The following is an 18,387-nucleotide window of genomic DNA, read 5'->3' on the forward strand; positions in this document are numbered from 1 at the left end:
CTACTTGCGGCCCACGAACCAGTCCTGAAGCTTGCGCAGCCGGGACTTCAGCTGTTCCTCGTTGGCCTGGGCCACGGGAGGGCCGCCGCAAACGGTCCGTAGCTTGGTATGCACCACGCCGTGTGGCGTTCCGGTCCGGGCAGACCAGGCGGCCACGTTCTTGGCCAACTCGTTGCGCAGGTCCATCAGCATCCTGTGGTCAGGCACGGCCGGCACCGAACTCTCGGCGGCCGCGGCAGGAGCCTTCCGGTTCCTCCGGTTCAACTGCTCGTGCTGGCGTTGGCGCAGGAGCATCCCCACCTGCTCCGCGTCCAGGAGCCCCGGGATGCCCAGGAAGTCCATCTCGTCGTCGGACCCCACCTCGCCGCCGGTGCCAAACTCGCCGCCGTCGAACAGGACCCGGTCAAAGGAGGCCTGCGAGTCGAGCGCCTCGAACTTGCCCTTGGTCAGGCTGTCCGAGGCCTTCTCCTCCCGGTTGGCCTCGTCCATCAGCGAATCTTCCGGGTTGAACAGGCCGTCGCCGTCCTCCTTTTCCGGCCGGTCCAGCGCGTGGTCCCGCTCCATCTCCATGGAGTTGGCCAGCGCCATAAGCTGCGGGACAGAAGGCAGGAAGACCGACGCCGTCTCGCCCCTTTTGCGGGCACGCACGAAGCGGCCCACGGCCTGGGCGAAGAACAGCGGAGTGGACGTCGAGGTGGCGTAAACACCGACAGAGAGCCGGGGCACATCAACGCCTTCGGACACCATGCGCACGGCCACCATCCAGCGCTTGTCGCCGGCGGAAAATTCCTCGATCTTGCTGGACGCCTTGGCGTCGTCGGAGAGGATGACGGTGGGTGATTCGCCGGTGATCCTTTTCAGCTGCCCGGCATAGGCGCGGGCGTCCTCGTGGTCGGTGGCGATGACCAGGCCGCCGGCGTCGGGCACGGTACGTCGTACCTCGCTGAGCCGTTTGTCGGCGCCGGCCAGGACGGCGGGAATCCACTCCCCCGCGGGGTTCAGCGCCGTCCGCCAGGCATGGGACGTGATGTCCTTGGTTACCGCCGCCTCGCCAAGCGACGCCGCCATCTCCTCGCCGGCGCTGGTGCGCCAGCGCATCTGGCCCGAGTAGGCCATGAACATCACAGGACGCACCACGTGGTCCCGGAGGGCGTTGCCGTAACCATAGGTGTAGTCGGCCTTGGAGCGCCGGATGCCGTCCCGGTCCTCCGCATACTCCACGAACGGGATGGGCGAGGTGTCCGAGCGGAACGGCGTACCGGTCAGGGACAGCCGGCGCACGGCGGGATCGAACGCTTCGCGCAGTCCGTCACCCCAGGACAGAGCTTCGCCGCCATGGTGGATCTCGTCCAGGATCACCAGGGTGCGGGCAGCCTCTGTCTTGGCGCGGTGCAGCATTGGCTTGCTGGCTACCTGGGCATAGGTGACGGCGACGCCGATGAAGCCACGGCCGTGCTGGCCGTCGGAGTTCTTGAAGTTGGGGTCGATGGCGATACCCACCTTGGCGGCCGCGTCGGCCCACTGGCGCTTCAGGTGGTCCGTGGGCGCAACGATGGTCACGCGGTTCACGGCACCCGAATCGATCAGGGTGGAAGCGATCCGCAGCGCAAAGGTGGTTTTACCGGCACCGGGGGTTGCCACCGCGAGGAAGTCTCGGGGACTGTTCTTCAGGTAGACATCGAGGGCTTCCTGCTGCCAGGCACGGAGTTTCGGGGCGGTTCCCCAGGCTGCACGTTCCGGGTAGGCCGGAGGCAGGGTGGGGCCGCCAAAGAGCGTCTCCGTCACTACTTGTCGTTGCCCGAGCCGCCCGGACCCTTTCCGCCGTCGTTGCCCGGCCGGAGGCCTTCATAGACTTCCTTGCACTCGGGGCAGACCGGGAACTTCTTCGGGTCCCGGCCCGGGGTCCAAACCTTGCCGCACAGCGCAATGACAGGTTCCCCGGTCATGGCGGACTCCATGATCTTTTCCTTCCGCACATAGTGTGCGAAGCGCTCCCGGTCGCCCGGCTCCACTTCCTGGCGCAGTTCCTCGCGCTCAATGGTGGCCGTGGACGTTCCAGCCCCGGAAAGCTCGCGCATCGGGTCGTTTTCGAGAGGGTCCGTCATGCTAGTCATGCCATCCATCTTAGCCGTTCCGTCGGCCGGACGTTCGACGGCGGCACGCCCGCAGCGGGGTCCGGCACCGGCCGCCGCCGTACTTTTTGCTCCCTGGCGGCGCACCCGCAGGCGTTGCTACAGTCCCTGCCAGGCGGGCTTGTTTTCGTAGGTGTGGCGGTAGAAATCCGCCAGTTTCAAGGCCGAGGCAGCGGCTTCGTCCAACAGGACCGTGGCATGCGGATGGAACTGGAGCACGGATGCCGGGCAGATGGCAGCCACCGGCCCCTCCACGAAGTCGCGGACGGCCTGGGCCTTCTGCGCGCCGGTGGCCACGAGGACCACGTGGCGCGCCGCCATGATGGTGGCCAGGCCCTGGGTGATGACGTGGTGGGGCACTTCGGCAAGGCTGTTGAAGAACCGGGCGTTGTCCCGGCGTGTCTGCTCGATCAGGCTTTTGATCCGCGTCCGGGAGGCGAAGGAAGAGGCCGGTTCGTTGAAGCCGATGTGCCCGTCGGTGCCCACGCCGAGCAACTGCAGGTCCACTCCGCCTGCCGCGATGATGGCCTGTTCATAGGCTTCGCAGGCAGCGGGGATGTCGGCCGCGGTTCCGTCGGGGCCATGGACGTTCTCCGGCGCGATATTCACCCGGTTGGTGAATTCCCGGCGGACCACCTCGCGGTAGGACTCGGGGTGGCCGGCGGGCAGGCCCACGTACTCGTCCAGCGCATATGCCGAGGCCCTGCTGAAGTCCAGGCCCTGGTCATGCCGCGCCGCGAGCTCGTTGTAGACGGGCAGCGGTGACGAGCCCGTGGCCAGGCCCAGGACAGCGTCGGGTTTTCTCCGGATCAGCTGTTCAATGGCGTCGGCAGCGAGCTTTCCGATCTGCCTGCTGCCGCCAAGGATCACAATCTCCATGGTGTTCCTTTCCTTGAAGTCAGCGGTTGACGGTGACTTGTGCCAGAAGCTCGGGTCCGCGCGCGTCCAGCCACTTGCCGCCCAGCCGGACACCGGCCAGGAAGAGGACCAGGCCCAGGACGATGCCTGCCGCCAGGGTGAGCCAGCCGAACAGGATGTTCCCGGTCACAGCGTTTGCCACCAGCAGCGCGGCCTCGGGCAGGACCAAAACGATCAGGACCAGCATGCCGACGAACTGCACGGCCATGGTCTGCCCCACGTTTCCGGGAGGCTTCTTGAACGGGCTGTCCCCGGGCAGCGGGACGATGACTGCATAACGGGCAGAGACCACCGAGGACAGGCCCAGGCCGGTGAAGAGGATGCCCAGGCTGAGCCCCAGCTGCCCGGGCAACGCCGCCCAATTGCCGGTGAACGCCGCGTAGCCCACCGAGAACACCAACACCACCGGCAGGGCGAACGCCAGGCACGCCAATGCCCTGCCCAGCCTGTCGGCCACGCCGCGGACGCCAGTGGCCAGGTGCAGCGCGAAAGCGGTGTTGTCGTAGGAGACGTCGGCTGAGATTGACCAGGCCAGGATGAAGGCGGCCAGCGGCGCCAGGAAGGCCAGGCTGCCGTAGCTTCCGGTTTGTGTCCCTTGGAACGCCAGCACCACGGGAAGCAGCGGGATTACCACCAGGGAACCTGAGTAGCGCGGGTCCCGGAACCAGTAGGTGAGCGACCTTGCCATCACGGCACCGGCAGGGGTGGCAGGCAGCACACCGAACAGCCCCAGCCTGCCGCTCCTGCGCTTCCCTGCACCGGCATAGGGCGGGGTGACCAGGGCGCGCTCAAGCAGCAGCTTCCAGCACCAGGCGAGGGCACCCAGGACAGCCACCGAAAGCAGCAGTTTCACCCCGGCCTCAGCGGGCCGGGCCGACGCAATATCACCGCCGAGCGCCCACGGGGCGCCCAGCGGCGTCCAGGACAGGGTCCGGGCGAACTCCGGCAGGAACCCCGTGGATGCGGAGATGCCGCGCCCGACGCCGGCCACGATGGGGCCCAGCAGGACCAGGGGCACCATGAACGCGATGGCGCTGATGTCCTTGAACCGGCGGGAAGCAGCCAGGCTTGCCGTAGCTGTGGTCACCACCTTGGCGAGGACCACGCAGGTCATGACGCCAAGGCATGCGCCGAGCAGGGCTGCGAGCGCGGGCAGCACCCCGCGGGACCAGGTGACCACGGTGGACAAGGCCACGACCGCGGTGGCCAGGCCGGGGATGCCAATCAGCCCGCCAAGCGCCAGGCCGGCGAGCAGCTGCTTCATGGGTATGGCGAAGGTGGTGAAGCGGGCCGGGTCGAGGGTCATGTCCGTGGCCGAGGCCACCACCGGAACCACACCCCAGCCCAGCACCGCTGCGGAACCGCCCAGGACCACCGCCGTATGGGCGGTCGCTGGTCCGGCGCCCCGGAGCAGGATCAGGGCAAGGACCAGCGTTGCCACGACTCCCAGCGCGTAGAGCCCGGCGATGGCCATGCCCACCAGCTGCCAGGGGCTGCGGCGCAGTCCGTTGCGCAGCAGCGTGAGCTTGAGCCTCAGAAGGTGCGCAACCATTCCAGCCCCTCCGTGTGGCTGTGTCCGCCGACCAGCTGCACGAACCGGTCCTCAAGGGACATGCCGGCGCGCACTTCGTCAACGGTTCCTGCGGCCAGGAGCCTGCCCCGGGCTACCACCGCGACGTGGTCGCACATGCGCTGCACCAGGTCCATCACGTGGCTGGAGACAATGACGGTTCCGCCGGAGGCCACATACCGGTCCAGGATGGAGCGGATGTTCGCGGCCGATACCGGATCGACGGCTTCGAAGGGCTCGTCCAGCACCAGGAGCCGCGGCGCATGGATCAGGGCCGACGCCAGGGCAATCTTCTTGGTCATGCCTGCGGAGTAGTCCACCACCAGCGTGCCGGCATCCTGGGTAAGGTCCATGGCTGCCAGCAGCTCGCCCACCCGGGCCGCCACCACCGCCTTGTCCATGCCCCGCAGCAGCCCGGCATACGTGATCAGCTGCTCTCCGCTGAGCCGGTCGAACAGGCGGACGCCGTCAGGCAGGATGCCCATGAGCCGTTTGGCTTCCAGCGGGTGCTGCCACACGTCCACGCCGTGCACCACGGCGGTGCCGAAGTCCGGACGCAGGAGGCCCGTCGCCATGGAAAGCGTGGTGGTCTTGCCTGCACCGTTGGGTCCGACGATGCCGAAAAACGAACCGGCAGGCACCTCCAGGCTGATGCCGTCCACCGCGATTTTCCCGCCGAACCGTTTGGCCAGCCCACGGAGGGAAAGGGCCGCCGTTGGGCCGGAACTCGGCGCCGGGCCAGGTGTCGGAGCAGTCATGGTGCCAGCCTAGTCCGCGGGCCAGCTCCGCGGGGTGCGAGACTTACGGAATGGACATCGCGTTGGGTTTGCTGGTGATCGTTGCCGTGGTGTGCGCCGGCAGTGCCTTGGGCCGCAAACTGAATATCCCGGTTCCCCTGGTGTTGGTCCTGGCCGGGGTGGCGGGATCGTTCCTGCCGCTCATTCCGCCGGTTGTGCTAAACCCGGAGCTGGTGCTGGTTGGCCTGCTGCCGCCGTTGCTGTACGCGGCCGCCTTCCGCACGTCGCTGTTCGACTTCAAGACCAACCGCCGCTCCATTGGGCTGCTGTCCGTGGGATACGTCATTTTCGGCACCCTGGGCGTGGGGTTGGTGGTGTGGTGGCTGTTTCCGGAGATCCCGTTGGCGGCCGCCTTCGCCCTGGGCGCGGTGGTGGCGCCTCCGGATGCGGTGGCGGCCACCGCCATCGCCCGGAAAGTGGGAATGCCGCGCCGGATCGTCAACATCCTGGAAGGCGAATCGCTGGTCAACGACGCCACAGCGCTGGTGTGCCTGCGGGCGGCAGTGGCCGCCATCGCGGGCTCGGTGTCCGCGCTGGACGTGGCCGGCGGGTTCGTGGTGGCCGCGGGCGGCGGCCTGGCGGTGGGCCTCGCCGTGGCGTATGTCCTCACCGAAATCCGAAAACGGGTGCACAACGTGGCCATCAACACCTCCACATCGCTGATGGCACCCTTCGTTGCATACCTCCCGGCCGAGGCCATCCACGCCTCCGGTGTGCTCGCCGTCGTCGTCACCGGCCTGGTGATGGGCACCAAGGCGCCGTCCATGCCCAACGGCGCCGCGCGGCAAAGCGCCAGGAGCAACTGGGACACCATCCAGTTCCTGCTGGAGAACTCCGTGTTCCTGCTCATCGGCCTGCAGGTGCGGACCATCGTCGAGAGCGTCCAGGACGATTCGCTCGGAGCGGGCCGCGTGTGGTTCGGCTGCGCGGTGGTCCTGCTGGCCGTGCTGGTACTGCGGCCGGTCTGGGTCTTCCCCGCGACCTACCTGCCCCGCCTGATCCCTTCGGTACGGCGGTCGGACCCGGCGCCGCCCTGGCAGTTCCCGGCCATCGTGTCGTGGGCAGGAATGCGGGGTGTGGTCACCCTGGCCGCGGTACTCACGCTGCCCGACGACCTGCAGCACCGCAACGTGCTGGTCCTGGCGGCCATGGTGGTGGTGGGCGGCACGCTGGTACTGCAGGGATTCACGCTGCCGGCCCTGGTCCGGGCACTGGGGCTGCCGGGGCCGGACCGGCGGGAGGACGCCCTGAACCAGGCCTCGCTGATGCAGCTGGCTACAGCTGCGGGGATGGAGCGGCTGGAGCAGCTGCGGCGCGGGAGCGACCCGCCGGAGGTCATGGACATGCTGCGGCGCCGGACGCAGGAACGCGGGTTGGCAGCCTGGGAGCGCCTGGGCAGGCCGACGGCCGAGGCGGCCACGCCCAGCCAGCGCTATGCCCAGCTGCGGATGGCGATGCTGGAGGCTGAGCGGGACAAGGTGCTGGAGCTCAGGCGCGGCGGGGACTTTGCCCATGAGGTCCTCAGCGAAGTCCTGGAACGGCTGGACGTGGAGGAGTCCATGCTCGACGCCTCCCTCAATGAGCTCGATTCCGCCGCCGACGGTGGCGGCGAGGGGCTGTCCCAGCCGGGCGGTGTGTGCGACCACCTGACGGCTGCCATGCCGGCGCCGGTCCCCGACAACCCGGCCTGTTCCGGGTGCGAGCGGGAGGGCACCTCGCCGGTGCACCTGCGCATGTGCCTTGCCTGCGGGACCGTCGGCTGCTGCGACTCCTCCGCTGGGCGCCACGCCAGCCGGCACTTCAAGGACACGGGCCACCCCGTCATGCGCAGCGCAGAACCCGGCGAAGACTGGCGCTGGTGCTACGTGGACGAGCTGCTGGGCTGACAGGGTGGTGTCTCAGGGCGCCTTGCGGATGCGGATCGGTCCCTTTGCCGTGGCGGGATCGACGACGGATCCGCCCTGGGTGATGTGCACCTGACCGGCGTCCACCAGGCGCCGGGCAGCCTCCCGTGCCGGCTCCATGAGGTGGCGCCAGTCGTCGCCGCCTACGGCCCTGGCAGCATCGGACGGGCAGATGGTGGAGGTTGCCGCCCTTGCCGCCAGGAGTTCCAGGATCTTCGCTTCCAGCTGCCCTTCAACCGGGTTTTGCTGATCATGCCTGCTGCTGCCGGCCAGGCCGGTCTCCTCGGTCAAAAGACGAGGCTTAGAACGTCCGCCGCGGGACAGCCCGCTCGTACTGGGGCGGCCAGGGAAGGTCGTAGCCCAATTCGAAGGCGGCGCGAAGCCACCAGTGCGGATCGCGCAGCGCGGCCCGGGCGATGAAGACGCCGTCGGCCTGTCCGGTGGCAATGGCGTGCTCCGCCTGGCCGGGAGTGGTCACCAGCCCCACGGTGCCGGTGGCGACGCCGGCTTCGTCCCGGATGGCGGCCGAGAAACCGGTCTGGTAGCCCAGCCCCGGCTTGATCTGCTGGTGCGCCACAGCTCCCCCGCTGGAGACGTCCACCAGGTCCACACCGCGGGCGGCCGCTTCCCGGGCCAGCCGGACGGACGCCGCCTGGTCCACGCCGCCCGGGGCCCAGTCGGTGGCCGAGACCCGGAGCAGCAACGGCATGGAATCCGGAATCACGGCCCTGACTGCATCTACAACGGACAACATCAGCCGGTTCCGTCCGGCCTCGTCCCCGCCCCATTCGTCCTCACGCTGGTTGATCAGCGGGCTCTGGAACTGATGCAGCAGGTAGCCGTGAGCCCCGTGGATCTCCATGGTGTCAAAACCGGCATCCACCGCGCGGACAGCGGCGGCGGCAAAGTCATCGATGACTCCCTGTATCTGCTCCACGGTCATGGCCGCGGGCGCCGCATAGCCCTCAAAGGAAGTGGTGGACGGGCCCACAGTTTCCCAGCCGCCCTCGGACGCCGCAACGCTGCCGTGCTTGCCGGAAAAAGGCCAGTACGTGGAGGCCTTCCGGCCGGCGTGGGCCAGCTGGACACCGATCTTGGTGCCGGCCACACCGTTCCGGTGGACGAAGGAAATGATCCGCTCCCACGCCGCCGCCTGCTCGTCGTTGTAGAGGCCTGCGTCGCGGGGGCTGATGCGGCCCTGGGCGTTCACTGCCGCGGCCTCGGTGAGGATCATCGCCGCGCCGCCCACGGCGAAGCCGCCCAGGTGCACCAGGTGCCAGTCGTGCGGGACGCCGGGGGCGTCGTCGGGATCGCAGCTGTACTGGCACATGGGCGACACCCAGCCCCGGTGCTGCAGCTCCATGGACCGCAGGGCCAGCGGCTGGAACAGGGCCGGCATTAGAACAGCACCCGCGCGAGCGCCTGGCGCGCCTTTGCCACACGCTCATCACCGGCGCCCACCACGTCGAAGAGTTCCAGCAGCCGGACGCGGGCGGTCTCGCGTTCGGGGCCGAAATTCCTGCCAATGAAGGCCACCAGGCGGTTCAGTGCGTCCTCCACGTGCCCGCCGGCCACGTCCAGGTCCGCCACGCCAAGCTGCGCGTCCAGGTTGTCCGGCTCATTGGCGGCAAGCCCACGCAGTGCGTCCCTGTCCCGGGCGGACAGCGACTGCAGCCGGTCCATCAACTCCACCTGCGCCAGCCCGGCCTTGGCTTCATGGTCCGACGGCATTTCCTTCAGGGCCTGGCGATAAGCTTCGGCGGCTGCGGCATAATCGCCGGCCTCGATGGCGTCGAACGCCGCCTGGTGCAGGGGCGGCAGCGGCGCAGTCTCCTGGGCACCGGCGGCACCGGCGTCCAGGCTGCCGGTGACCCCGTTGGCCGCGGCAACCTTGAGGAGTTCGTCGAAGAGGCTGCGCACCTGCTGCTCATCCGCCGCGCCTTGGAAGAGCGGCACCGGCTGTCCCTTGAGGACGGCAACGGCAGTGGGAACGGCCTGCACCTGGAAGGCCTGGGCAAGCTGCGGGAAGGCTTCGATGTCGGCTGCCCCAAGGACCAGGCGGCCGCCGTAGGAGGCCACCACGCGGTCCAGGGTGTCAAGCATCCTGCTGGACTCCGGCGAGTAGGCGGCCCACAGGGCAAACACCACCGGCACCTGCGCGGACAACTCCACCAGCTGCTGGAAGTTCGCTTCAGTGACGTTGACCGTGAGTTCGGGTCCGCCGTCGGGTCCGCCGGGCTGCGCACCCTGGTCCGCCCCAGCGGCGGGACCGGAAGGAGCCGGGCCGGATGGGGATGCGGGGCGCTTCAGCGAGGAAAGGTCGACGGCGCCGCGCAGGTTAAGCAGGTTGGCAGCGGCAGGAGGGACTGGGCGGGAAGCTGGCGAACTCATGTTTCCCACTCTAGCCACTCCGGCCGCTGCCGGTGGTAATACAGCCAAGCGCTACTTGAAGCTGGCGCCGACCAGGCCGCGGGTGGCGGCAACGAGCTTCATCGGGTCCGTGGATCCTGCCGGGGGCACGTAGACCGCCATGGATTCGGCGAAGCTCAGGACCATTCCCGTGGTGGTTTCCTTGCCGCCGGCCAGGGCAGCGGCGTCGTCCCCGATGCTGAGCTTGTCGCCGGCCGCCTTCGGTGTGCCTTCGAAGCCGAAGTTGATCCGGCCCAGGACCAGCGCCCCGCCGTCAGCGGTGCGGAACACCACGGTGTTCTCCGGAACCACCTTGTGCGTGAAGGAGAAGTTGCCGTTCTGGCCGGACTTCACCACCTCCGCCTGGTAGGACAGGGTGTCGGCGATGTACGGCGAGGACTGGCCCTCGACGAGCTTGTCCTTGAAGGGCGAGTCCGCCGACGTAAGCCGGTCGGCGAGTCCGGACATCGCTTCCTCGCCGCTGTAGAGCAGGCCGGACTTGTCCGACGCGGCAAGGGTCTCAGTGCCCCCGCGGCTGATGTTGGGGAATGTGGTGCCCGGCTGGAGGGGCGTAGTTTCCGTCAGCTTGTAGTTTTCGCGCGGCGACTTCTGGACCAGCGTCAGGATCTGCGGAACCACGTTGCCTTCACCCTGGGTCACGGCCAGCACCGAACGCGGCCAGTTCCGGTCGCTGGTGACCACGTAAGTCAGCAGCTTGGTGGAGCGCACCGGCATCCGCGGTTCGTAGGAGCCGACCTGCGAGCGGATCTTGTAATTCTGCGTGCGGATCTCCAGTTCAGGTCCGCCCACCCGGCCGGCAAGTTTCGCCGCGTCCTTGGCTGCGTCTCCGGCATCGGTGGCGCTGGAGACCTGCTCCAGGATCCGCCGGAACTGGGCATCGAGCAGCACCGGCAGACCGGATGCTTCCTTGGCCGGTGACGAGGCACTGCCGGAAGGCTGCGGGCTGGGGGTGGCCGCCTGGGCGGCGGTGGCGGAACCAGCCAGCACGGCGGCAGCAACAGCCGCTGCCACCATGGTCGCCTTGGAGGAGGACGACGACGGCGCCTGGTTTTGGTTGCCGGCGTTCGATGTGTCCGGGTTCAGTGAGCCTTCGTTCTGCGAGCCGGCATCCGCCGACTTGGCTTTGCGTGCACGGGCCCGGCGCGCATAGCTGCTGCTGCCGCCGTCGCTGATGTCACCGTCGGTGCCGTCACCGGCACCTTCTCCGTTCTTCCTGCGCGCGGCGAGCAACGCCAGGACGATTCCGGCGACGATCAGCAGGCTGCCCAGGACCATCAGCGGCACCGCCCAAGGCGTGGAAGTGTCGTTCGGGAACGTCATGGACACGGAGGCGGGTGCCGGCTTGGTGCCGTCAGAGGCCAGCAGGAGGGTCCACTCGCCGTCAGCCGGCGGGGTCCAGGTGTAATCAAGCTCGCCGCCCGCGTTCTCGCTGGACACCCACAGGTCGGAGCCGGCCGGGTTGGGGGCGGCAGCATCGCCGTCAGTGTGGTCAACCTGAAGGGACTTTTCGTCCTCGGAAACCCCGGTGATGGTGTTGTGGGCCGTCTTGCCGACCCAGGCATTGACGTCGTCGGGGCGGCCCGATGCCAGCATGAAGTTGCCGTCACCCTGGATGTTGATCTTCACGGTTCCGCCGTGCAGGGTGCGCAGCTTCTGGTCAATGACCGTTAGCGGCGCCGCGGCGGCATCGGCCGGCGCGGAAGCGGTAAACGTCTCGGATGGAGCCCAGATGGTTCTCTGGCCGATGCCGGCCAAAAGTGTCAGGAGGCCGAGCAGCACAAGTGCGGCTGCAGTCTTTAAACGCAAGGGAAACACCTATCATCAGCGGGGGTTTACCTTCAATAGTAACCTTTCTGTTATCAGGGGCCCCTGTCAGGCGGTTCCCCGCCTTTCCCAGTGGGCACCCGGGCAGCGCCTTAGGCAGGCGGTGGCAAGCCTGCTGATAGTGTTTGCGATGATCATCACACCGGCCCGCGAAGGCGGAGCCACGCACGGAACAGGCCCCTAGAACCAGTGACAGACAAGACGGACCCGTCCTCGGCGGCAGCCGCAAATCCCGGGGATCCCAGGGACCCTGTCCCTGCTCCGGTGCCTCCCCTGGGCATGGCGGCAACCGCCCGCCGCAGGGGTACTGCCGCCGCCGCCCTTGGCCAGGTGGTCCGACGGCTTCGCCAGCCCCTGCCCGGGGCGCAGCCCAGGCTCCGGTTCGAGATGCCACCCGAATACACGGGGCAGGCCCCGGAAACGGAGCACGGCGGAGACGAGGAGCCGCAGTTCGGCCACCCTGGTCCGCGCATGTCCCCGCAACACCCGCTGTACATGGGCTTCATGGGGACTGTGGGCGTGGGCCTGGCGCTGCTGGTCTACTGGATCGGCTCCCACACCACGCAGCTGCTGCTGTGGATCGTGGCGGCGCTGTTCATCGCCCTGGGCCTGGAGCCCGTGGTGGGCTGGCTGGAGAGCCGCAAAATTCCCCGGCCCGCCGGAATCCTGGTCTCCGTGGCGGTCCTGATGGGCGCCGTCGTCGGATTCTTCGCCACGCTCATTCCCACCATCGTGGAGCAGGTCTCCGAGATCGTGCGGCAGGCACCGGACTGGATGCGCAACTTCATGGACTCGGATTTCTTCCGCAGCCTTGACGACCAGTTCGGCGTGCGCGACCGCATCACGGAGGAGGTCAACAAGTTCGTCAACGACCCCGCCGCGATGGGCGGTATTTTCGGTGGCGTGCTGGGCTTCGGGTCCACCGTGGCCAACGGCCTCTTCGGCGCCCTCATCGTCCTGGTTCTGAGCCTGTACTTCCTGGCAGCGCTGCCGGCCATGAAGAAGTGGGGCTACCGCCTGGCGCCGCGCTCCCGCCGAAAGCGCGTGGCCGCCCTCTCGGAGGAAATCACCCGGTCGGTGGGAAACTACGTGATCGGCCAGGCGTGCGTGGCCCTGCTCAACGCCACCTTCGCCTTCGTGGTGATGTCCATCGTGGGCGTCCCCTTCGCGCTGCTCCTGGCGTTCGTGGTGGTCCTGCTGGCATTCATCCCTTTGGTTGGCGGGATGATCGCAGGCATTGTAGTAACGCTCGTGTCCCTTACCGAGGGCTGGCAGGTGGCGGCCATCTACGCCATCTGCTACTTCGCCTACCTGCAGTTCGAGGCCTACTTCATCTCACCGCGCATCATGCAGAAGGCAGTTGCCGTGCCCGGTGCGGTGGCCGTGATCTCGGTGATCGCCGGCGGCAGCCTCCTGGGCGTCCTGGGGGCCCTGATCGCCATCCCCACCGCCGCTGCCGTGCTGCTGCTGCTCCGGGAGATTTACATCGTTCGGCAGGACCAGCACTGAGGGTCCGGCAGGACCAGCACTGAAACGGGCCGTCCCTTGGCGCCTGCCTTTGGCGCTGCGCCCGGGGCTTGACCGCTAGGCCCCGGCAGTCGCCGTCGGACCGTCCCACTCCTGCGGCAGTTCCGCGTCGGCCTGGACGGGAGTGACCTGCGCCACGATGTCGTTCAGGACCCTGGCAGCATACTTCTCCCCCACCCACAGGTGCTTGGCCCCGGCCACGCCCACCACCCGGGCCTGCGGCACCACGCTGAACCGGGCGGTGGCCTCCGCCGGCTGCAGGAAGTCGTCGTGCTCCGGTACCAGGACCGTGAGCGGCTTGCCCGATTCCGCCCACAGCTGCAGGTGCTTGTCCGTTGCGCGGTGCAGCGGTGGCGACAGCAGCACCGCGCCCTCGATCTGGGGCGCCACGGGCTCGATGGCGCCGTACATCAGCGCAAGTTCGGTGCCGAAGGACCAGCCCACCAGCCAACGGTTGGGCAGATTCCGTTCCACGGCGAAACGGACGGCCGCCTCCACGTCATAGCGTTCGCCGATTCCTTCCTCGAAGCCGCCGCTGCTGGTGCCGCGCGGAGAGGCGGTACCGCGGGTGTTGAAGCGCAGAACGGCGATGCCCGCCAGCGCCGGCAGCCGGTACGAGGCCTTGCGGTAGACATGGGAGTCCATGAAGCCGCCGTGCGTCGGCAGCGGGTGGAGCGTGATTAATGTGGCCTTCACTGGCCCCGATTCAGGCAGTGCCAGCTCCCCCACCAGCGTGTGGCCGTCCTCCGTCTGCAGCTCGATGTTCTCCCGCCGGGCCGGCAGGACTGTGGAGGCACGGATGGGAACGGGGCCCTGGCCCTGGGTGAACTGGTACGACGCCGGATCAAAAGTCATGCCTGCCAGCTTAGCGACAGTGGGGGCATCCGCCGTTCCCGGCCGGTCAGCGGTAGCGGTAGCTGCGCGTCAGCCAGCAGTTGGTGTGCCAGTGCCGGCGTTCGGCAAGGCCTGCGGCGGCGCCAAAGAGGTGGTCGTCCTTCCATACCACCAGGTGTGCGACCCCGGGCAGCACCGCCGTGGAGCACTCCGGGCAGATGTAGGTCTTCTCGGCGTTTTTGGCAGTCATGGTCCGCACCATCCACTCACCATCGGGGGCGCTTTCCCGGCGGGCAATTCCGGCCCGCGCACGCTCCAGGTCCAGTTCGGGGACGTCCCCGTTCCTTTTCCGCCCTGCACCTTTGCCGGAAACGGGAGCCCTGCCGGAAACGGGACGGCGGGGACGGTTGGAGCGCGGCATGTATCCATTCTGCCCCAGCCTGCCCGCTGACCCGCGCCGCTTCCCCCAAGGTGCGTCCCGCCGTCGGGCATAACCTGCCGGAGCCCACGCGATAGTCTGTACGGCGTGCGACTTGTCATAGCCCATTGCTCCGTTGATTACGTTGGCCGGCTCAAAGCCCATCTCCCCCTCGCCACCCGGCTCCTGCTGGTCAAGGCGGACGGCTCCGTGCTGGTGCACTCCGATGGCGGTTCCTACAAGCCGTTGAACTGGATGAGCCCGCCGGCCACGCTCCGGGTTTCGTCCCCTGACGAGGTGGACCTGGAGCTTGGGGTGGTGGAGCAGTGGACCGTGCAGTCGGCCAAGACCGATGACCGGCTCATCATCAACATCCACGAGAAGATCAGTGAGTCCTCACACGACCTTGGGGTAGACCCCGGGCTGATCAAGGACGGCGTGGAAGCGGACCTGCAGCGACTGCTGGCCGAGCAGATCGAAACGCTGGGCCAGGGCTACTCGCTGATCAGGCGCGAGTACTTCACCGCCATTGGTCCCGTGGACATCCTGGCCCGGGACGCTGACGGCGCCACGGTGGCCATTGAGCTCAAGCGCCGGGGGGACATCGACGGCGTGGAGCAGCTCACCAGGTACCTGGAACTCCTTAACCGCGACCCGCTGCTGGCACCGGTGCGGGGCATCTTTGCGGCCCAGCAGATCAAGCCGCAGGCAAAGGTGCTGGCCAACGACCGCGGGATCGACTGCGTAACCCTTGATTACGACGCCATGCGCGGAGTTGACGACAGCGAATCGCGGCTCTTCTAAGCGACTTTCCTTTGTTGCTTCAGGCACCTAAATGGCTGCGTTCAGGGCAGGCCTCTTCGTCACCTGTTTTTTACCTAAATTTTCGCTTTTTTGCTGTCCGGGCCGTTGACCTGCGGGAATGGGCATGAAATTCTTATCTCAGTCTTTGTGTAGGTGTTTTTCATGCTCGCAAGACATGTTGCGAGCGCGAAGCTCCTGCAGCGCCGGACCCCTCCCGGGGAAGGCAATCCAGGATTCTTCTCGCGGAGTGACCAAGGGCGGCACGAGGTGTGCCGGTCTTAAAAAGTTCCACAATGAGGAGAAATAAATGGCACAGGGAACCGTTAAGTGGTTCAACGCTGAAAAGGGCTTCGGCTTCATCACCCCGGACGACTCCGATGGCGATGTCTTCGTTCACTACTCCGAAATCCAGACCGGCGGCTTCAAGACCCTCGACGAGAACCAGCGCGTTCAGTTCGAAATCGGCCAGGGTGCCAAGGGCCCCCAGGCCACCGGCGTAACTGTCGTCTAAGTAAACCGCCCGGCCGCTTTCCGCGGCCGCCAGCGACAAATGGTCCCCGGCAATTTACGCCGGGGACCATTTTGTTTGTGCGGAATTACGCAGCCGAAATGCAGGATTTCTCCCGGGGTGCTTTACAGCGGCACAATTTTGGCAGCCTATCCGGCGTCAGGTGACCAATTTACGGACCAGCCGGGCGCCCTGCGCCAGGGATAGGCCGGGGAGGTAGGCCCGGGTCAGCGCCCGGCCGATGGCGGGCAGGTGCAGCGGGTCCTGGTAATACAGGTAGAGCGCCCGGTACTCCGGCTTGAACCGGGACTTGAAGGCCGCCAGGGAACGGAAGCCGTAGACAGGCTCCAGCGCGTGGCCTACCAGATCCAGGATCCTGACCAGGTTCTGCGCTCCCTCGTCGGTGGCACCCGCGTCCTCCTGGCCCTTAGCCGCGGCCGTATCCTCTGCAGCGGCTCCAGTCTCGGGCTCGATGTCCGGACGGCTGGCCAGCGGCGAGCCGGACAGGGAAATAACGTCCACGGAATCCCGCAGCTCAAGGACAGCCGAGGCGATCAGGAATTCCATTACCCCAGGGAATCCCTCGCTGCCCCGGCGCATGACGTCCAATGTCCGGCTGACCAGCCGCCCGCCGTCGTACACGGGCAACCAGCTTGTCACGCCGTGGACCGTGCCGTTACCGTCCACAGCCAAGCAGCAGAGGACTTCCTCGTCATCAAGTTCGTCCACTCCCCCAAGCGTGAAGCCCATTTCCGGCACCGACTTGGTGGCCGCCCACTCCTCGGACACTTCGTTCAACCGCGACCGCAGCGCTGGCGGCAGCGAGTGGTAGGAGCCCCAGACCGCGTGGACCCCCAGCTTGGCGGCGCGGTTCAGGGCTGTCCGGACGTTCTGCCATTCCTTGCCCTTGAACTCGAGCTCGTTCAGCGCCAGCCGGGTCTCCTGGGCAACGGCCACGCGGGAAAAACCGCGTTCCCTGAGCATCGGCCACATGGTGTCGTCGCAGGAATACAGCGCGGGGACCAGGGCCTGGCTGCGGCAGTAATCCAGGAACCCCTCGGTCACCCGCTGCTCAGCCGCCCGGTCACCGATCGCGCCGCCCAGGGTCAGCGCCACCGTCCCATGCTGCTGGAACGCCATGGCACCGGCACCGTCCGGGCTGAACCAGTAGGTGTTGGGCTCCCAGAGTGCCATCCAGGACAAGGGCCCGCCGCCCCGGTGGAGCAACTCCCGGGCGCGGTCCCGGTCCTGCCGCCCGAAGTTGAGGCCGTGGTGCCGGCCCACCAGCACCCACCACACGGCCACCAGGGCTACAAGCCAGAACACCGGACCCGAATAGGCGAACAGCATGGCCTCAGCGCTGTCCTGCTCAGGAAAGACCCGGCGGAAATGTTGTGGAATGGGCACCGGAACGTACTGCCGGGCCAGCTCGGCGAAGAGACCCAGCAGACCGCCGTCGCGGGCCAGTCCCCCGGACCAGAACCAGGCCACCGTGTAGGAGCTGGCCAGGGCAAGCCAGGTTCCGCAGACCACCGCACCGAGCACGCGCCGGGCGCCTGGCCGCGTCTGCACGCGGAACTGCCGCCGGTTCAGCCACAGGACGACCGCCAGCAGCAGCGGGACAACCACGAGCGGAAGCACGTGCGCGAAGGCCGAGGACAGCGGCGTGGCATGCGTGCCCTGCAGGCGGGACGGGACAAGGGCGAACAAGGCAAGGTAGACGGCGGCCAGCGCGGTAACAGCCAACTGGATGGCCAGGGCGATGTTAAGGGCCAGCCGGCGGCCGCGCCGCATGCCGTCCGCGCAGATCAGCAGCAGGATGACCGGCACCACCGCCAGGGCCAAACCGAACGGCCCGGCAAATCCTGCCCTTCCGGTCTCCAGGCAGGACGCGTCCACCGTGGCGCCGCAGTTGAACACAAGCTGGCTGAGGGTGGGCATCGGGCTGAGCACGACGTCGCGCAGCAGGGCCAGCGGACCCGTGGGCGCCCGCGTGATGCCGGTCAGTATAGGCCCCACGGCAAAGACGGCAACAGTGAGGGCCAGCAGGTTCCTGGTCTCGCGCCCCGTGGACCGGTGACGGTGGAGGCGCCCCTGGTCCCCCTGGATCCACCAACCGGCCAACAGGCCAAGGAGCGCGCCGATAAGGCCGATGACGGTCTCTGCATGCCCCACATAGAGAACCAGGAGCAGCGAGATGGACAACACCACCGTACGGAGCCGGCGCTGCCACAGGAGGGTGATCCGTGCGCTGGCGGCCAGCCCGGCCGTCAGCACCGGGGCGTAGGGTCCAATCAGGTTGTCGTCGGCCATGGTGTCCAACCAGCCGTCACCCACATATCCCGCCAACTGGGTCACCAGGAGGAACACGGTGACGGCCGCGAACTGGCCGCCGAAGAACAGTCCTACGGCGGCCCGGCGGCCCAGCCTTCGTTCGGCGAGTCCCAGCAGCAGGACAATCATCAGCGATGCGGTGATGTACGCAAGCGGGTTGGTGGCGAAGAAGAGGCTGGTAAACAGCGACCACCACTGCCCGCCCCGCAGGCCAGGGCCACTGACGGACGCAAGCCCCAGCAGCTGCTCCGGCGGGCCGTCCAGGAAGCTTCCGGTCAGGGCAGCGGTGGCGAGGAAGGCAACAACCACGCCGAGAGTGAACGGCATGGACTTCAGCGTGCGCAGGACCTGCTGCACTGCGGGGCGTCCGACGGAGGCCCACATCAG

General features: G+C 67.7%; 16 protein-coding genes. 4 read left to right on the forward strand and 12 right to left on the reverse strand.

Features of this window, described 5'->3' with window-relative positions; all coding sequences use genetic code 11:
• From LFT46_RS12630 to LFT46_RS12650, 5 genes are all read right to left on the reverse strand, one after another.
• Positions 1-1,785 (reverse strand): DEAD/DEAH box helicase, encoded by a 1,785-nt coding sequence (locus LFT46_RS12630; RefSeq protein WP_236798750.1) that lies wholly within the window; start codon positions 1,783-1,785, stop codon positions 1-3.
• Positions 1,785-2,123, reverse strand: a complete 339-nt coding sequence (locus LFT46_RS12635) for a DUF3039 domain-containing protein (RefSeq protein ID WP_236798752.1) — start codon at positions 2,121-2,123, stop codon at positions 1,785-1,787. The genes LFT46_RS12630 and LFT46_RS12635 overlap by 1 nt, the downstream gene beginning before the upstream one ends.
• Before the next feature lie 108 nt (positions 2,124-2,231).
• Positions 2,232-3,011: a glucosamine-6-phosphate deaminase gene (gene nagB / locus LFT46_RS12640; protein WP_236819939.1), complete on the reverse strand. Its 780-nt coding sequence runs from the start codon at positions 3,009-3,011 to the stop codon at positions 2,232-2,234.
• A gap of 19 nt (positions 3,012-3,030) precedes the next feature.
• Positions 3,031-4,602: a transporter gene (locus tag LFT46_RS12645; RefSeq protein WP_236819941.1), complete on the reverse strand. Its 1,572-nt coding sequence runs from the start codon at positions 4,600-4,602 to the stop codon at positions 3,031-3,033.
• Entirely contained in the window at positions 4,584-5,378 is a 795-nt protein-coding gene (locus LFT46_RS12650; RefSeq protein ID WP_236798755.1) for an ABC transporter ATP-binding protein, read from the reverse strand. Before LFT46_RS12650 ends, LFT46_RS12645 begins: the two co-directional genes overlap by 19 nt.
• 50 nt (positions 5,379-5,428) lie before the next feature.
• On the opposite strand from LFT46_RS12650, the gene LFT46_RS12655 reads away from it, so the two are divergent.
• On the forward strand, positions 5,429-7,303 hold the full coding sequence (locus LFT46_RS12655) for a Na+/H+ antiporter (protein WP_236819943.1): 1,875 nt from the start codon (positions 5,429-5,431) through the stop codon (positions 7,301-7,303).
• 12 nt (positions 7,304-7,315) lie between these two features.
• Here LFT46_RS12655 and LFT46_RS12660 read toward each other — a convergent pair whose 3' ends face one another.
• Genes LFT46_RS12660 through LFT46_RS12675 form a run of 4 tightly spaced genes read right to left on the reverse strand, consistent with a single transcriptional unit; the run spans position 7,316 to position 11,530 of the window.
• Positions 7,316-7,594 (reverse strand): DUF3253 domain-containing protein, encoded by a 279-nt coding sequence (locus tag LFT46_RS12660; RefSeq protein WP_306967775.1) that lies wholly within the window; start codon positions 7,592-7,594, stop codon positions 7,316-7,318.
• Between the two features lie 28 nt (positions 7,595-7,622).
• Positions 7,623-8,720: an NADH:flavin oxidoreductase/NADH oxidase gene (locus tag LFT46_RS12665; protein WP_236819945.1), complete on the reverse strand. Its 1,098-nt coding sequence runs from the start codon at positions 8,718-8,720 to the stop codon at positions 7,623-7,625.
• The gene (locus LFT46_RS12670) at positions 8,720-9,712 is read right to left on the reverse strand and encodes a tetratricopeptide repeat protein (protein ID WP_236819953.1); all 993 of its coding nucleotides are present in this window, start codon (positions 9,710-9,712) and stop codon (positions 8,720-8,722) included. Before LFT46_RS12670 ends, LFT46_RS12665 begins: the two co-directional genes overlap by 1 nt.
• A 51-nt stretch (positions 9,713-9,763) precedes the next feature.
• Positions 9,764-11,530, reverse strand: coding sequence for a hypothetical protein (locus LFT46_RS12675; RefSeq protein ID WP_236822039.1), 1,767 nt, complete (start codon positions 11,528-11,530; stop codon positions 9,764-9,766).
• A gap of 234 nt (positions 11,531-11,764) precedes the next feature.
• Between LFT46_RS12675 and LFT46_RS12680 the strand changes: the two genes are divergently transcribed.
• On the forward strand, positions 11,765-13,084 hold the full coding sequence (locus LFT46_RS12680; protein WP_373462115.1) for an AI-2E family transporter: 1,320 nt from the start codon (positions 11,765-11,767) through the stop codon (positions 13,082-13,084).
• A 75-nt stretch (positions 13,085-13,159) separates the two neighbouring features.
• Here LFT46_RS12680 and LFT46_RS12685 read toward each other — a convergent pair whose 3' ends face one another.
• Both LFT46_RS12685 and LFT46_RS12690 read right to left on the reverse strand, forming a co-directional pair.
• The gene (locus tag LFT46_RS12685; protein WP_236819955.1) at positions 13,160-13,957 is read right to left on the reverse strand and encodes an alpha/beta hydrolase; all 798 of its coding nucleotides are present in this window, start codon (positions 13,955-13,957) and stop codon (positions 13,160-13,162) included.
• Positions 13,958-14,003: 46 nt separating this feature from the next.
• Positions 14,004-14,357, reverse strand: a complete 354-nt coding sequence (locus tag LFT46_RS12690; protein WP_236798761.1) for an ATP/GTP-binding protein — start codon at positions 14,355-14,357, stop codon at positions 14,004-14,006.
• 105 nt (positions 14,358-14,462) lie between these two features.
• On the opposite strand from LFT46_RS12690, the gene nucS reads away from it, so the two are divergent.
• Positions 14,463-15,158: an endonuclease NucS gene (gene nucS, locus LFT46_RS12695; protein WP_142133437.1), complete on the forward strand. Its 696-nt coding sequence runs from the start codon at positions 14,463-14,465 to the stop codon at positions 15,156-15,158.
• A gap of 307 nt (positions 15,159-15,465) precedes the next feature.
• Entirely contained in the window at positions 15,466-15,669 is a 204-nt protein-coding gene (locus tag LFT46_RS12700) for a cold-shock protein (protein ID WP_003804766.1), read from the forward strand.
• A gap of 156 nt (positions 15,670-15,825) precedes the next feature.
• On the opposite strand, the gene LFT46_RS12705 is transcribed toward LFT46_RS12700, so the two are convergent.
• The gene (locus tag LFT46_RS12705; RefSeq protein ID WP_236802890.1) at positions 15,826-18,384 is read right to left on the reverse strand and encodes a bifunctional lysylphosphatidylglycerol flippase/synthetase MprF; all 2,559 of its coding nucleotides are present in this window, start codon (positions 18,382-18,384) and stop codon (positions 15,826-15,828) included.
• Between the last annotated feature and the right edge of the window lie 3 nt (positions 18,385-18,387).

Source organism: Arthrobacter sp. FW306-07-I (genome assembly GCF_021800405.1).
Classification (GTDB): domain Bacteria; phylum Actinomycetota; class Actinomycetes; order Actinomycetales; family Micrococcaceae; genus Arthrobacter.